Genomic DNA, 443 nt, shown 5'->3' on the forward strand with positions numbered 1-443 from the left:
ATCATCAATGGATTCGGGCTTCTGAGACAGAGCCGGAACAGGAGGAAACACTATGCCGCCCATCTCTGTTACACGGCGCATATTGTCGATGTGTGCCAAGTTTAATGGCGCTTCACGCACCATCAACACCAGCCTGCGCCGCTCTTTCAACGTTACATCCGCCGCACGGCTGAGCAAATTATCGGCAAACCCGTGAGCAACCGAAGCCAAAGTTGTCATTGAACACGGCGCAATCAACATTCCGTCCGTCAAAAACGAACCGCTGGCAATACTTGCGCCGACATTACGGACAGAAGGCACGACATCCGCCAAAGCATAAACGTCTTCTTTGGTGTAATCCGTTTCCAAAGCGCGGGTCATCTCCGCCCCTTGCGAAACCACCAAATGCGTTTCTACCTGATGCTTACGCAAAAGCTGCAAAGCCTTCACGCCATACTGAAAAC

Annotated in this window: 1 protein-coding gene; it reads right to left on the bottom strand. The window is 51.9% G+C overall.

The window, feature by feature from the left end; genetic code table 11:
* The coding region (locus ACTHUT_RS22060) for a UbiX family flavin prenyltransferase (protein WP_440419953.1) at positions 1-443 on the bottom strand (443 nt) is incomplete at both ends.

This window comes from Neisseria sp. P0022.S010 (assembly GCF_051956635.1).